Origin of the sequence: Zoogloea sp., from assembly GCF_023150065.1 — a bacterium.
Classification (GTDB): Bacteria; Pseudomonadota; Gammaproteobacteria; order Burkholderiales; family Rhodocyclaceae; genus Zoogloea.
In genome coordinates this window covers 1-13,993 of sequence record NZ_JAKLLN010000020.1, presented here as the reverse complement: position 1 = coordinate 13,993, position 13,993 = coordinate 1, and the positions used below count along the sequence as shown (strand labels likewise).

At 68.3% G+C, this 13,993-nt stretch carries 13 protein-coding genes; 11 read left to right on the top strand and 2 right to left on the bottom strand.

Annotated features, from left to right (window positions below):
• Positions 1 to 4: 4 nt before the first annotated feature.
• Complete coding sequence (locus L6Q67_RS18670) at positions 5 to 817, bottom strand: response regulator (RefSeq protein WP_296573064.1); 813 nt, start codon at positions 815 to 817, stop codon at positions 5 to 7.
• Positions 818 to 914: 97 nt separating this feature from the next.
• The gene (locus L6Q67_RS18665) at positions 915 to 1,217 is read right to left on the bottom strand and encodes a hypothetical protein (protein ID WP_296573061.1); all 303 of its coding nucleotides are present in this window, start codon (positions 1,215 to 1,217) and stop codon (positions 915 to 917) included.
• A gap of 207 nt (positions 1,218 to 1,424) precedes the next feature.
• Between L6Q67_RS18665 and L6Q67_RS18660 the strand changes: the two genes are divergently transcribed.
• The 11 genes from L6Q67_RS18660 to L6Q67_RS18610 form a co-directional block, all read left to right on the top strand.
• The gene (locus L6Q67_RS18660) at positions 1,425 to 1,916 is read left to right on the top strand and encodes an RNA polymerase sigma factor (RefSeq protein ID WP_296573059.1); all 492 of its coding nucleotides are present in this window, start codon (positions 1,425 to 1,427) and stop codon (positions 1,914 to 1,916) included.
• On the top strand, positions 1,917 to 2,858 hold the full coding sequence (locus L6Q67_RS18655) for a FecR domain-containing protein (protein ID WP_296573050.1): 942 nt from the start codon (positions 1,917 to 1,919) through the stop codon (positions 2,856 to 2,858). It begins immediately after the preceding gene.
• An 82-nt stretch (positions 2,859 to 2,940) separates the two neighbouring features.
• Positions 2,941 to 5,718, top strand: coding sequence for a TonB-dependent receptor (locus L6Q67_RS18650; RefSeq protein WP_296573047.1), 2,778 nt, complete (start codon positions 2,941 to 2,943; stop codon positions 5,716 to 5,718).
• Complete coding sequence (locus L6Q67_RS18645; protein ID WP_296573044.1) at positions 5,718 to 8,513, top strand: pitrilysin family protein; 2,796 nt, start codon at positions 5,718 to 5,720, stop codon at positions 8,511 to 8,513. Before L6Q67_RS18650 ends, L6Q67_RS18645 begins: the two co-directional genes overlap by 1 nt.
• Positions 8,514 to 8,520: 7 nt before the next feature.
• On the top strand, positions 8,521 to 10,671 hold the full coding sequence (locus tag L6Q67_RS18640; RefSeq protein ID WP_296573041.1) for a cytochrome c peroxidase: 2,151 nt from the start codon (positions 8,521 to 8,523) through the stop codon (positions 10,669 to 10,671).
• 229 nt (positions 10,672 to 10,900) lie between these two features.
• Entirely contained in the window at positions 10,901 to 11,377 is a 477-nt protein-coding gene (locus tag L6Q67_RS18635) for a MerR family transcriptional regulator (protein WP_296573039.1), read from the top strand.
• The gene (locus L6Q67_RS18630) at positions 11,304 to 11,705 is read left to right on the top strand and encodes a carboxymuconolactone decarboxylase family protein (RefSeq protein ID WP_296573037.1); all 402 of its coding nucleotides are present in this window, start codon (positions 11,304 to 11,306) and stop codon (positions 11,703 to 11,705) included. Before L6Q67_RS18635 ends, L6Q67_RS18630 begins: the two co-directional genes overlap by 74 nt.
• A 264-nt stretch (positions 11,706 to 11,969) precedes the next feature.
• Positions 11,970 to 12,335, top strand: coding sequence for a transposase (locus tag L6Q67_RS18625; protein ID WP_296573033.1), 366 nt, complete (start codon positions 11,970 to 11,972; stop codon positions 12,333 to 12,335).
• The gene (gene tnpB, locus L6Q67_RS18620; RefSeq protein WP_296573030.1) at positions 12,323 to 12,661 is read left to right on the top strand and encodes an IS66 family insertion sequence element accessory protein TnpB; all 339 of its coding nucleotides are present in this window, start codon (positions 12,323 to 12,325) and stop codon (positions 12,659 to 12,661) included. The genes L6Q67_RS18625 and tnpB overlap by 13 nt, the downstream gene beginning before the upstream one ends.
• 61 nt (positions 12,662 to 12,722) lie before the next feature.
• The gene (locus tag L6Q67_RS18615; protein ID WP_296573027.1) at positions 12,723 to 13,664 is read left to right on the top strand and encodes a transposase; all 942 of its coding nucleotides are present in this window, start codon (positions 12,723 to 12,725) and stop codon (positions 13,662 to 13,664) included.
• Positions 13,665 to 13,701: 37 nt separating this feature from the next.
• The coding region (locus tag L6Q67_RS18610; protein WP_296573024.1) for a transposase at positions 13,702 to 13,993 on the top strand (292 nt) is incomplete at its 3' end.

Genomic DNA, 13,993 nt, shown 5'->3' with positions numbered 1-13,993 from the left:
GCGCTTACGCAGCGTCGGTAGGGCCCAGCATGCCGGCCAGCAGTTGCTGCAGCAGCGCCGGCTCGAAGGGCTTGTCACAGATGCCCGACACGCCCGCTTCCTGCACCGCCGCCAGACGGCTTTCGCTGGATTCGCTGGTGACCATCAGGATGGGCACCTCCTGCTGCCAGCTGCGGGTGCGCACGTACTCCACAAACTCCCGGCCGTCCATCTCCGGCATGTTGTAGTCGGTCACGATCAGATCCACCATCGTGTCGGCCAGCAGCGTTGCCGCCTCCCGGCCATTGCTGGCCTCGATGAAGTTGCGCAGCCCCAGGTTCTCCAGCACCCGGCGGATGAAGCGCCGGGCATTGGGGCTGTCATCCACCAGTAGCACCCGGATCGACTCCAGATCGAACTCGTTCTCCAGTGCGCTACTGGTGCCGAGCAAATCCAGGGTACGGCTGATCGCCCGGGATAGCTGGGCGGCAGTGAAAGGCTTAGGGAGTATGCCGCAGGCGCCGGACTGACGCACCGGCTCAAGGGCCTGGGGCCGGGTTTCACTGGAAATCAGCAGAAACGGCACCTCGGCCAGCCGGCCTTCGGCACGCATCGCCTTAACCAACTCGGTGCCAGTGCCGTCGGGCAGATACAGCGCCGACAAGGTCAGATCCGGCGCGCTGCGCAGCATGGCATCAAGGGCATCGGCTACCGTGCCGACAATCTCCACCTGATGCAGCCCGATCTCGTCGCACTCGGCGCGGATGATCCGGGCCTGCACGGCGGAAGGCTCCACCAGCAAAGCCCGCAGATTCTGAAAACGTGAGTCGCTTGCCATCTCGCTTACCTGTTCATGAGCACCATGCAGGATTAGCGAACCCAAACGGCAAAGCTTGAGGACCTGGAGCCAGGCCCAGCGCCCAGAACGGGCAGATTCAGCCGGCGCGACGTCCCGCCGCCGTTTTCTGACGCAGCCACCAGGCTCCCAGGGCACTGTCCGGGTGGCGCAGCGCCACCGCCTCAAGCACCATGTTGCCGGTGGCCAGCATCAGAAACACGTAAATCAGCACCGCCCACCAGGCATCCAGGTAAATCAGGCCGACCATCACCGCCAGCTGGAACAGTGCAAAGGCCAACCCCTTGAGCTGACAGGCCAAACGCCCCTGCCCCAGGCCCGCGAGCCTGACCGACATCGCCCACCAGGTCGGCAGAACAACCAGCAGTGCACCACTAAGCATCACCATCCTTGCTCCCTTGAACGACCGGCACCCATATGGCTTCGCCGATGCTCGGCGAGGATACGGCAACGATCTGGTCACCGTGGGCAATATCGCCTCCCGGCGCCACGATGGCGGACACACACGCCAGTAGTTGCCTCTTGCGAAGACTGGAGCCTAAAAATATAATGATAATTATTATCAATAGAGGCCTTCCAGCCCAAACCAATGCCTGCCTGTCTCCCCCAAACCCTGGTCGCGCATTACTCGGAAATCGTGGATTTCCTGTCCCTGCGCACGGGTTCCCGGGAGACCGCGCGGGACTGCGCCCAGGACACCTGGCTTCGTCTGAATACCGCCCGACCAAGCCTGCCGCCGGCCAATTTCAAGGCCTACGTGTTCAGGGTGGCGGCCAACATCGCCATGGACTGGCACCGTCAGCGGCGCCGGGAAGAGGCCGCCCTCGAGCAATATGGCGCACTGCACGGGGATGCCGCCGCGCCGGACACCTTCGACACAGTCGCGGCGGCCGATACCATTCGACGTCTTGAGCAGGTCCTCCTTGCTCAACCCACCCGCAGCATCGAGGTTTTTGTAGCGCACAAGCTCGACGGCCTCAGCTATGCCGAAACCGCCCGCCTGCTGGGGATCTCGGTCAGCGCCGTGGAAAAGCACATGATGCGCGTCCTGCTGGCCTGCCAGACCGTACTGGCTGGCTGAATGTCCAGCCCTGCGAACCCGGACCCGCTCCTGGAGGAAGCCGGCCGCTGGGTCATCCGCCACGGACGCGGCCCCCTCAGCGCCGATGAGGAAGCCGCTTTCCAGGCCTGGCAGTCCGCCGACCCCAGGCACCGCAGCGCCTTCGAGCGCCTGCAGCGGATCTGGGCCCAGATGGGCCACGTGGACTCCGGCACCCTCAGGCGTCGCCTGTGCCGCGGCCGGCCGCGGGCAGCGGCGGCGGCGATCCTGCTGGCCAGCGGCCTGGTGGTGCTGTTCCCCCCCGCCCGGGAGGCCCTCCTCCCCCTACGCCAGGCCGACTACGCCACCGACAAGGCCGAAATCCGCCGGATCACCCTGGCCGATGGTTCCATCGCCACCCTCGACGCCGACAGCGCCATCCGGGTGCACATGGATGCCGCCGGCCGGCACATCGAACTACTGGCCGGGCGGGCCCACTTCCAGGTGGCCCGCCAGACCCCGCCTCGTCCCTTCACCGTCAAGACCCAGGACGGAAATGCAGAAGCCCTGGGCACACGTTTTGATGTCAGCCAGGAAACCGGCAGCACCACCTTGAGCGTCTTCGAAAGCCGGGTGCGGGCCACCTGCAGCGAGTGTCCGGCCGATACCCCCCCGGCCACGCTGGGAGCCGGCGAGCGGGTACGCCTCGACGTCACCGGCATCCACGTCGAACCCCGCGCCCTGCCCCAGGAGGAGGGCTGGACCGATGGCACCCTGGTGTTCCAGGACACGCCCCTGGCCGATGCCCTCGCCTTACTCGGCCGCCACACCCACCTGATCATCCTGGTGCCCTCGGCCGACGCCCGCCGGCAGCGGGTTTCCGGCACCGTCAGCAGCAAGGACCCGGACACCGCCCTGGCCCTGCTCGCCGCCGCCGCCGAGCGCCGCGTGATGCGGCTGCCGGGCATTCGGGTGGTGCGCTGAAAAATATTTGCGCAAGGGGGTGAGGTAGCCCCCTGTCCGCAGCGTCTTACAGGCATCGAACAACAACCATTCGACTGCCCCGATGAAAACCAACGCACTTCGCCCCACCGCTCCCGCCCTGCTCGCCGCGGCGCTGCTCGGCCTTGCCTGCCCTGCTGCCCACGCCCAGGAAGTCAGCGTCCTCATCCCCGCCCAGCCCCTCGGTGCGGCCCTGGTCGTGCTCGGCCAGCAGACCGGGCTGCAGATCTCCCACGCCCCCGGCGTGGTTGCCGGCAAGACGGCCCCGGCCGTTCAGGGCCGCCTCACCCCGCTGGAAGCCCTCGACCAGCTGCTCGCCGGCAGCGGCCTGCGGCACCGCCCGGTAAGCGGCAACGCGGTGCTGGTGGAAGCCGTGCCGCAAACGGCCGCCCTGCCGCCGCCCGGCACCCCGGCCAGCGACGACGCCACTCTGGCGCCGGTGCGGGTAAAGGGGGAGCGGGATCCGTCGGTCGGCGTGTTCAGCGTGGATGAAGCCACCCTGCGCGCCATGCCCTCCGGCAACGGCGACATCACCAGCCTGCTCAAGCTGCACCCCGGCGTGCAGTTCAGCGAACAGCAGCAGCGCTCGGGCTCCCAGGGCGAGATCGCCCCCGCCGACATCAGCATCAACGGCGCCAAGTTCTACGCTAACCTCTACCAGCTGGACGGCATGCCGATCAACAACGACATCAACCCGGCCAGCACCAGCGCCAGCCTCAGCGGCGTGAACAGCAACAACAGCCCGCCCTCAGCCAGCCAGGGCTTCGCCATCGACTCCAGCCTGATCTGCGACGTGACCGTGCGCGACGCCAACGTGCCGGCCGCCTACGGCCGCTTCAGCGGCGGCGTGGTCAGCGCCGAGACCTGCGCGCCCAAACGCAGCCTCGGCGGCCGCGTGTCGGTGGAGATGACCCGTTCCGAATGGATGCAGGCCAAGGTCGCCCCGGCCGACAGGCAGGACTACGAACGCTCCGCCGATATGACCGAGCAGCCCCGCTTCGACAAGATGACCTACCGGGCCGCCATCGAATCCAAGGTGAATGACAGCTTCGGCTTCATCGGCAGCTTCGTCCGCCGCAGCGCGGAAATCCCCCTCGCCGGCTACACCGGGAACGCCGGCATGGCCGGGGACAGCACGCGCAAGGTCCAGCACCGCCAGATCGACAACCTCTTCCTGAAGGGCTTCGCCAAGCTCGACCGGGACACCGACCTGGACCTCTCGATCAGCTATGCGCCGTCCGACAACGACTACTTCATCAGCAACGCCCGGAACAGCTTCTTCCACCTGGAGTCCGGCGGGGTCGGCGTGAACGCCGGCCTGGTCAAGCGCTTCGACGACGTGAAGCTGACCCAGCGCCTCACCTGGAGCAGCATGAAGAGCTCCCGGGATGGCGACGCCAGCACCTGGAAGCAGTGGAGCTACTCCGCCGCCGACAAGAACTGGGGCGTGCCGGGCAGCAGCAGCGGCGAAGGCGGCTACGGCGACATCAACCAGCAGCAGGACACCCTCAACTACACCGGCCGGGCCGACCTCAAGCCCCTCACCCTGCTGGGCATGGAGCACCGCCTGCAGGCCGGTATCGAGCTGGAGCGCAAGGAGTCCTTTTACGAGCGCAGCACCCAGTACGAGCAATACACCGTCGCCACAGCCACCACCACCTGCATGCAGGCCGACGGCACCATCGACAGCGCCACCTGCTCCCTCGCGCCCACCTCGACCGGCAAGGGCCAGTTCCTCAAGCGGCGCATCATCTACCAGGCGGGCAAGTTCGAAGTAAACGAATCCAGCCAGGGCGCCTTCATCCAGGACGAGATCCGCTACGATCGCCTGACCGCCCGCCTGGGCCTGCGCTACGACGACAGCAACCTGTCGCCCAAGGGCAGCCTGGCGCCGCGCAGTGCCCTCTTCCTCGACGCCCTGGGCAACGGCCAGACCGTGCTGGAAGGCGGCTACAACCGCTACTACGGTCGTAACTTCATGCAGTTCCACACCTTCCGCGAACGCCTGTCCCTGCAGATGGCCACCCAGGACCGCAACCTCGTGGGCGGCGTGCTCGGCATGTGGGGCACCCCCACCCCCTCCAGTACCGCCGCCATGTACCACATCGGCGACCTGGACGTGCCCTACAGCGATGAAACCGTACTGGGCGTCCGCCAGAAATGGGCCGATGGCCTATGGACCCTGAAGCGGGTCGGGCGCAAGAGCCGCGATGAAGTCGTCCTCCACCTGCGCTCGGCCGGCAACTACTGGTGGGACAACGTGGGCAAGTCCGACAGCAGCGTATGGTCCCTGGCCTACGAGAGCCGCAAGCCCATCCAGGCCTTCGGCACCACCACCACGGTGATGGGCGCCCTGGACTGGACCCGGGTCGAGACCTCCCATGCCAGCTACGCCGACACCCTCAGCGACCTCGGCAGCGGCGACCTGGAGCGCATGGTGCGCTACGACGGCAAGTTCATCCGCTGGGCCGACCGCCCCGCCGACAACTACGCCCGGCCCCAGACCCTGCGGCTGCTCTTCAACACCTACATCCCCCAGGCCCGGCTGCAGATCGGCAACTTCCTGCGCTATCGCACCGGCTTCAAGAAGATGGCCCTCAACGGCAAGGCCGACTACCAGGGCACCCAGGTGAACAGCTACGACCAGGTCAGCTTCGGCCCGGCCCTGACCTGGGACACCCGCATCAACTGGAGCATCCCCACCACCGCCGGCCAGGAAGCCTTCGTCACCTTCACCATCAACAACCTGCTCAACCGCACGAACACCCTGGACACCACCTCCACCTCGACCATCTACGAGGCCGGCCGGCAGTTCTGGCTGGAACTCGGCTACCGCTTCTGATGCCCCTGCTTTCTTTTCGCCCCTCCGCCCGGCGGCCGCTCGCGCTGCTGCTGGGCTGCCTGCTGGCCGCCGCCCTCCCCGCCCTGGCCGATACCCCCCTGCCGACCCACCCGGAGCTCCGCAGTGGGCGGCTTGGCAACGGCCTGGGCTGGAGCCTGCTGCCCAACGCCCACCCCAAGGGCCAGATCCACCTGTGGCTGACGGTTGACGTGGGTGCCATGGATGAAGCCGACGATGAGCGTGGCTACGCCCACTTCGTCGAGCACATGCTCTTCAACGGCACCGCGCGCTACCCCGGCAATAGCCTTGTCACGCGCCTTGAAGCCCTCGGCCTGCGCTTTGGCCGCGACTCCAATGCCCTCACCGGTCATCACCAGACCCGTTACATGCTGACCCTGCCCGACAGCGAGCCGGCGCGGCTCGCCGAAGCCCTGGAGATCTTCCGGGAATGGGCCGCCCACGCCAGCTTCAGCCCCGACGAGGTGATCCGCGAGCGGGGCGTGATCGAAGCCGAATGGCGGGCCCGCCAGGGCCCCGGCCAGCGCCTGTCGCCCCGCCTCATCAGTGCCATTCTGCCCGGCAGCCACTACCCCGAGCGCAACCCGATCGGGGTGATGGAACAGGTACAGGCCGCCGAGGCCCCCCGCCTCAAGGCCTTCTACGAACGCTGGTACGCCCCTGGCAACATGCACGTTCTCGCTGTCGGCGACTTCGACCCCCGGCACCTCCAGGGGCTCATCGAGCGCACCCTGGGCGGCCTCCCCGCCCGCCCCTTCCCGGAGCGCCCGCCGCGGCTGCGACCGGTGACCGACGGCATCCGCCACCTCGCCCTGGCCGACCCGGAGCGCAGCACCCGGGCGGTCTCCCTGGCCCAGCGCCAGCCCCGGCTGGTCCTGAACAGCCAGGAAGCCCTGTGGACCCATACCGTCGAAAACCTGGCCCTGCGGCTGGCCAGCCAGCGCAGCGCCACCCGCCAGCAAGGCCACCGGGCCAGCCTGAGCCTGCAGCTCGCCCCCCTGCCCGACGGCAGCCGCATGCTCCAGGCCCGTCTGCCCCTGGCCGCCGGGCACAGCGCCGAGGACGGCGCCCGCCAGCTCCTCGCCGAGCTTGGCGACCTGGACCGCAACGGCTTCTCCCTGGATGAACTGCGCCCCCAGCGCGACCTCTTCGTCACCGGCCTCAAGCAGCTCGCCAGCGGCACCACGCTGATGGACTCCCGCACCCTCATCGGGCGCCTCGAAGCGGCCCGCAGCAACGGCGAGCCCCTGCTGTCGCCCCGCCAGCACCACGCCCTGCTGGCCGACCGCCTGCTCATGCTCGAGCCTGGCGAACTGAACGCCGCGTGGCTGGACATGCGGGCCAGCGCCGAGCAGCTGGTGATCTGGGAAGGCAAGGACTTCGACACCCCGCCGCTGGATGCGGCGCACTTTGCCCGCCTGGAGGAATCCGTCCGCCCGGCCGCCGCGGCCCCTGCCCGCAAGCAGGAGGACGTCCGCCTGGTCCGCCTGACGGACCCACCCAAGGCCGGCAGCATCACCACCATCGCCCCCCTCGACGGCATTCCCGGCGGCGAGGCCTGGACCCTCTCCAACGGCCTCAAAGCCCTGGTGGTGCCCAGCACCCGCAGGGGCAATACCCTCACCATCGGCCTGCACAGCCCGCGCGGGCTGCTGCACCTGTCCGACGGCAACCACCCCCTCGCCGGCCAGGCCCTGTCCTGGCTCGACCGGCGCACCGTCAACATGGATGCCGAACCCTTCTCCCGCTGGAAGGCCCAGCGCGGAATCGGCATCCGCAGCAGCGCCGCCGACCTGGGCAGCCAGATCATCATCACCAGCCCCGACACCCACCTGGAAGACGCCTTCCAGCTGCTCCACCTGCAGCTCACCCGGCCCCGCCCCGTCGCCAGCCCGGCCCAGATGGCCCGCATCCGGGCGGGTCTGAAGGAGCTTGCCGGCAACCCCTCCTGGCAACTCCAGGAAGCCGTCCGCCGAAGCCTGCTGGACGACCCCCGCAGCACCCCACTGGACTCCGAGAACATCCTGTGGCTGGCCGACAGCGCCCGTGCCCGGGACATCGTGCGGGCACTGCTGCCACCCGCCGAAAGCACGGTGATCCTCCTCACGCCCGGCCAGCCGACGGCCCTGCGCCCCTTCGTCGAGCGCTACCTGGCCAGCCTCCCGGCGCACGAGGATGCCGCCCCTGCGGCCCGGCCCCTGCGCCGCCGCAGCCCGCCGGCCGATCTGCGCCTGCACGGCGGCACGGCCCAGCGCACCGAAGTCCTGCTGTCGATCCAGGGCCCCGCCGACGATGCCTCCCCGGAAAACGAACTGGCCCTGCAGGCCCTGATGCGCGAACTGAGCACCCGGCTGCGCACCGAGCTGCGCGAGAACCTGGGCGGCACTTACAGCGTGAGCGTCAGCAACCAGATCGATGCCGTGGACAAGCACTTCCTCGGCAGCATCCGCTTCACCTGCTCGCCGGAGCGGGAGGACGAACTCGTCCGGCACACCCTGCAAACCTTCGACGACCTGCTTGCCCACGGCCTCGATGCAGACGCCATCGAACGTTTCCGGCGTCAGCGCGAATCCGCCGAACCCGCGCAGCAGGCCTCCGACGAATCACGCATGGCCGCCATGCTGCGCAGCTACCGCCAGGACGGCGACCTGCTCCGCCCCGAACGGACCACCGCGGCCCTGGCGCAGCTCGACGCGGCCGCAGTCAACCAGCGCATCCGCAGCCTCGCCCCACGGCTCAAGATCCACCGGGCCGCCATGCTGCCCGCCCAACCCTGAACGCCCCATGAACCGGCACCTTCTCGCCCTCGCCTTCCTGCCCCTGGCCGCCTCCTGCACCCTGCCGGTCGGCCCCTCCCGCTACAGCTTCAAGGATGCCGGCGGAGCGCCCGCCGATGCAGCCTCGGCCGCCTGCGTCATCGACACCGCCAGCGGCCTGAGCTGGGAACGCAAAACGCCGGCTGGCCCGCGGGCCGCCGACCACCGCTACCTGCCCGAGCCCGCCGCGGCACCGATCCATCCACCCGACTGTGGCGGCCATACCGCCAGCTGCCGGGCCACCGACTACGTCGCCGCGGTCAACCGCAGCGCGCTGTGCGGCCACACCGACTGGCGACTGCCCAGCGCCAGGGAGCTGGAAACCCTGCGCACCGGGGCTGCCGCGGCGACTGATCCGGCCGTCGACGCCAAGGCCTTCCCAGACCGGCGCGCCGGCTTCTACTGGACACGCACACTGCGCCGGGTGGACGGCGTCCTCGCGGTGGCCTTCGATGCAGGGCACTACATCCAGCCCGGCATCAGCCTGGCCCGGGGCGACCACGCCCACCTCCGTCTGGTCCGCGGCCCGCGCCTGGACGACCCGCCCCTGCCCCACATCCCGCCGGCCCGGCGCTTCGTCCCGCTCATCGGCAAAGGCATCGCCGCCGCACCCGGAGAGGCCGCCGCCTGCGTTGACGACACCCAGGGCCCCACCCCGCTCACCGTCGAGAGCCTGTGGCACCTGGCCGGCCCGCTCACCCGGGGCCAGCTCGACGCGGCCGAGCACCGCCTCCGCCAGGCCGCGCCCTGTGGCCTCGGCAACTGGCGCCTGCCCACCCCTGACGAAATCCATGCCCTGTTCCGCAGCACCACGCCGGGTTCCACCACCGAACTGCAGGCGGCCTTTCCCGGCCTGCGCCCGGACACCCCGGTATGGGCCCGGCACACGGACGGCAGCCTCGCCCCTTACTGCTTCCAGCACTGCCCCGACACCGGCCAGCCCCCCGGCCTGCTGCTCCACGCCTCCCTGAGCCGCCCCAGCCTGGCCCGGCCGCGGCCCGCGCCGGAGCAGGATCTGCCCGCCGCCGAACTGGCCCGCCTGCGCAGCGCCTACGCCCGTTACGTCCCCGGTGCTGCCCATCAGCCCCACTGGCCCGCCCCCACGGTGGACGACAGCGTCAAGGCGGGCTTCGCCGACCTGGGCCTGCTACCGCCTGTCCCCTTCCCCGCCGGCAACCCTTATTCCGCCGCCAAGGTGGCCCTCGGCCAGCGCCTGTTCTTCGACCCCATCCTCTCCCGCAACCAGCAGATCGCCTGCAGCCACTGCCACGACCCGGCCACTGGCTGGACCGACCGGCGCAGCGTATCCCCCGGGCACATCGGCCAGCTCGGCACACGCAACTCCATGAGCATCCTCAACACGGCCTACGTGGAGGACCTGTTCTGGGACGGCCGCGCCGCCAGCCTCGAAGAGCAGGTCAGCGGCCCCATCGCCAACCCCCTTGAGATGCACTCCACGCCCGCCGAGGCGGTCGCCCGGGTTGCCGCCCGGGCCGACTACCGCCCCTTGTTCGAGGCGGCCTTTGGCAGCCGCGCGGTGAGCATCGAGCGCATCGCCCAGACCATCGCCACTTTCGAACGCACCCTCATCAGCCGCGACAGCGATTTCGACCGCTTCCTCAAGGGCCAGCCCCAGGCCCTCTCCGACAACGCCCTGTGGGGCCTCCACCTGTTCCGCACCAAGGCCCGCTGCATCAACTGCCACAACACCCCGCTGTTCTCCGACAACCGCTTCCACAGCAACGGCCTGCATTTCCATGGCCGCGAGCTGGAAGACCTGGGACGATTCGAGGTCACCGGCCGGCCCGAAGACAAGGGCCGCTTCCGCACCCCCAGCCTGCGCGACGTCATGCACACCGGCAACTACATGCACAACGGCCGCTTCCCCCTGACCGAGAACCAGGGCGTCATCGCCATGTACGACGCGGGAATGGTCCAGTTCCGCCCCACCGGCCCGGCCAAATACCAGCCCGATCTTCCCGTCACCTCGCCGGAAGTCCGCCCCCTCGGCCTCAACGCCCGCGAAAGAAAAGCCCTGTTCGCCTTTCTCCAGGCCATCTCCGCCGAACCCCGCCAGGGGCCGGCAAGCATCGAAGAACTGGGGGTCGCGCAGCCCTAGCGTCGGGGACGGGGACCGGCCAGCGTCGTGCCCAGCGCCCCAGGGCTCAACCCCCAAACCGGCAACCACCACCACCTGCGCGGCAGACGACGAGAAGGGCCACCCGGCCAGCTTCAGCGCGGCCTTCTCCCGGCACTTCGGGCAGGCGCCCAAGTCGGTGGGTAGCGGTTGACATCGCCAAGTGGAAGGGCTTGACTTCGAGCGCACTCGAACTTTGAAAATCCTTCCCATGGCATCCCTCCTGACCATTACCGAAGTTGCCGAACGCACCGGCCTGACGGCACACACCCTGCGCTACTACGAGCGTGCCGGGCTGATCGTGCCCGTCGCCCGCGCGCCCGGCGGCCAGCGCCGCTACTCGGCCTCGGACCTGGACTGGATCGGATTCCTGCTGCGCCTGCGCGAAACCCGGATGCCCATCGGGCAGATGCAGGCTTTCGCCCAACTTCGCAGCGAAGGGGAAGGTACCGCGCCCGCGCGGCGCGAGATGCTGGAACAGCACCTCGCGCAGGTGCTCGCTTCGATCGACGCCATGCAGCAGGCCGCCCAGGCGCTGCACGCCAAGATCGAGCACTACCGGGATCTGGAGACACCCCTTCGCTACGCGCCTGAACCACGGAAGGAAAATTCTCATGACCCCCGACACCAATCCCCGCTACCACCGCGGCCTGGAAAAGCTGCGCGAAATCGACGGCCAGGCGGGTGAGCGCGTCATCGCCAGCCTGGCTGACATCGCGCCTGACTTCGCCCGCTATCTCATCGAGTTCCCCTTTGGCGACATCTACTCCCGCCCCGAGCTCGATCTGCGCAGTCGCGAGATCGCCGTGGTGGCGGCGCTCACGGCCATGGGTAACGCCGCGCCGCAACTCAAGGTTCACCTGCACGGCGCACTGAACGTCGGCGTCACGCGGGAAGAGATCGTCGAGGTGATCATGCAGATGGCGGTCTATGCCGGGTTTCCGGCGGCACTCAACGGCCTGAACGCCGCCCGTGAGGTCTTCGCGGCAGTGAACGCCGAAGGCGGCTCGAGCTGAAACTCGCCCCACCCGACCTATGTAAGCGCCTCACCGAATCTCGTCCCAAGTGGCCCCCACAAGCATACCCTGGCAGATATCAACCCCTAGGGTCGTGGCGGTTCAGTGCGAAAGCCCAAGAAAGTAAAAACCCCGGCAGCGCCGAGGTTCTCTCTGTGCTCATTGAAGCCGCCGAAGGTGGGTAAGCCCCCGGCAAACCCATCTTCCCCCATCGGCTTAGCTCGCTAAGCATAGTGTCCACTACGCATAGAAGTGGACACTTTCATGAACGTCACGAAGCCCCGCCGTACCCGTCGCACCCACTCCGAGGCATTCAAACAGTCCCTGATCGAAGCCTGCGGGGAGCCCGGCGCGTCGGTCGCCGGGGTGGCCCTGGTGAACGGGATCAATGCCAACCAGCTGCGGCGCTGGATGCGCGAGCGGGGCATCGAGCCGCCGGCGTTGTCTTGCCTGCCCTTACGTGTGGCGGCCTCCGAGCCGATGGGCGGCTTTGTCCCGGTGCAGCTTTCCCCCCACGTTGATCCCCCCATCCGGCTGGAACTGCGCAAAGGTGCTGCAGTGGTCACGGTCGAGTGGCCCGCGTCCTCGGCCGCAGCCTGTGGTGCTTGGCTGCGCGAGTGGCTCGGGTGATCCGGGTCGAAGCCTTGTGGCTGTCGGTGGCGCCGCTCGACATGCGCGCCGGCATGGACACGCTCCTTGCCCAAGTGGTACAGGTCTTCGGCGAGGCGCGCCCCCATCATGCCTACCTCTTCGCCAACCGGCGCGGCACCCGGATGAAGGTGCTGATCCACGACGGCCAGGGGATTTGGCTCGCCTGCCGGCGCCTCCACCAGGGGCGCTTTCACTGGGCGGCGGGGAACGGTTCGCTCACGCTCTCCCAGGCCCAGTTCGACGCGCTGGTGCTGGGGCTTCCCTGGCAACAGCTGCGGGATGACGGTGTGATCCGGATGATTTAAAGGTCCACCATCGGGGGATGCCCCGATGGCCGGGGCGATGCTGTGGCGGCATGATCTGCGCATGGCTCTCCCTACCAACCTCCACGAACTCGACGCCAACGCCCTGCGCCAGCTGCTCATCGCGCAGGATCGGGAGCTTACCTGGCGCCAAAGCAAGATCAACCAGCTCACCCATGAGCTGGCACTGCACAAGCGCTGGCGCTTCGGGGTCAAGACCGAGCGCCTGTCGGCAGAGCAGGCCCAGCTGTTCGAGGAAACGGTCGAGGCCGACCTGGCTGCGATAACCGAGGAGCTTGAACAGCTCTCCGGCAAACCCGCATCCGCCAAGGGCCAGGCCAAGCGCAAACCCCTGCCGCCCGAACTGCCTCGCACCGAGATCCATCACGAACCGGACTCCACCCTCTGCGCCTGCGGTTGCCAGATGAAACGCATCGGCGAGGACGTCGCCGAGAAGCTCGACTACACCCCGGGCATCTTCAGCGTCGAGCGCCACATCCGCGGCAAGTGGGTCTGCCAGATGGGTGTCCAGCTTCAGCCCCTGGTCGATGCCCTGAAGGTAGAACTCCTCGCCTTCCCGGTACTGCATGCCGACGAGACGCCAGTGGCGATGCTCGACCCCGGGGCCGGCAAGACCCACCGGGCCTACCTGTGGTCCTACAGCATCGGCGCCCACGATCCGGTCCGAGCGGTGATCTACGACTTTGCCGAGAGCCGCGCCGGCAAACACGCCCAGGACTTCCTGGGCGACTGGCGTGGCACCCTCGTCTGCGACGACTACTCGGGCTACAAGGCCTTGATCGCCAAAGGCGTGACCGAAGCCGGCTGCATGGCCCACGCGCGGCGCAAGTTCTTCGAGCTCCAGGAGCACGGGCAAAGCCAGATCGCCGGCGAGGCGCTGGAGCGCATCGCTGCGCTCTACGGCATCGAGCAAGACGCGCGGGAGCTGAAGGCCGAAGCCCGCCAGAGGCTGCGAGAAACGCGTGCCCGTGTATTGACCCAGTGAAATCCTGCTCAGGTGTTAACCTTGAAAGGAATGACACATGAGCACGGCCATGGAAGACGAAATCAAACGCTGGACAGCCAAGCGCAAGAGCGCGTTGGTGATGGAAATCCTGCAGGGGAAGACGACGGTGGCAGAGGCCAGCCGTTCTTATGATCTGCCCCCGTCAGAGATCGAGACCTGGATCGATGAGGCGAAGCGGGGCATGGAGAACGCGCTGCGTGCCAACCCGCTGGACATCCGTGAGCAGTACGAGAAGCAGATCAAGCAACTGCAGGAGGCCTACGGGGAAGCGATGCTGGAGCTGCGTGCCCGAAAAAAATTGCAGTCCC